At 72.3% G+C, this 964-nt stretch carries 1 protein-coding gene; it reads right to left on the bottom strand.

The features are described 5' to 3' along the window. The coding region (locus tag MFF26_RS26355; protein WP_238308970.1) for a polysaccharide biosynthesis/export family protein at positions 1 to 964 on the bottom strand (964 nt) is incomplete at both ends.

Genomic DNA, 964 nt, shown 5'->3' on the forward strand with positions numbered 1-964 from the left:
GCGATGGTGGAGACGACGCTGAGCACCTTGGCCACCTCGGAGAACGGCGCGCTCGACACGTAGAGCAGGTCGCGGTTGCGCAGCCGGAACGACTGGGTCAGGAACAGGCTCTGGGGATCGCGCATGTTCACCCGGTACACCACCGGAACCTGCGGCGCCCCGAGCAGCGGCGAGTTCGGCCGCAGCCGGCGCACCAGCCCCGCCGGCTCGTAGCGGAAGATGTAGACCCCCTCCGGATCGGCCTGGGTGTCGCGCAGCCCCGAAGCGCGGGCCAGGGCCTGGGCCATGGTCAGCCCCTCCGCCCCGAACGGGATCTCGGTGGTGTTGCCCACCGCGCCCACCGCCAGGAAGGTCTGGGGATCGCGCACCAGCGTCAGCGTGTCGTTGGGGCGCACGAAGATGTTCTCGCGCGGGTTCGACACGATCGTGCTCATCGGCACCGTGACGGTGCGCCCGCTGCGCGACAGCCGCACGAAGGTCTCGGCCACCGGGGTGCGCACGCCCCCGGCCAGGGCGATCACGTCGAGCAGGCGGTCGCCGCGGCCGGTCAGGGGCACGCGGGTGCCGGTGGCGGATTCGCCGGTGACGGTCACCGATTGCGAGACCGGCCGCGTAACGCTGACGAGCACCTGCGGCTGGATCGCCTTGCCGGCGAGTTCGGCCTCGATCAGGCTCTGGACGTCCTGGGTGCGCCGTCCGGCGACGGGGATGCGGCCGGCATAGGGCACCGAGATCCCACCGTCGGGCCCGACGATCTGCTCGGGGATCAGGGCGGATTTGGAGCCGGCGGAGAAGCGGTCGGCGACGAGGGGACCGGAGAACAGGCCGCCGGAGCCGGCTTCCCAGACCTGGACGGCCACGGAATCGCCGACGCCGATGAGCGGCGTGGCGGCGGGGCGGTTGTCGCCGAAGGTGACGAGGAGGCTGTCGAGCGGGCGGGTGCGCAGGGCCTCGACGATGGCGG

The sequence above is a fragment of the Methylorubrum suomiense genome (assembly GCF_022179765.1).
GTDB lineage: Bacteria > Pseudomonadota > Alphaproteobacteria > Rhizobiales > Beijerinckiaceae > Methylobacterium > Methylobacterium suomiense.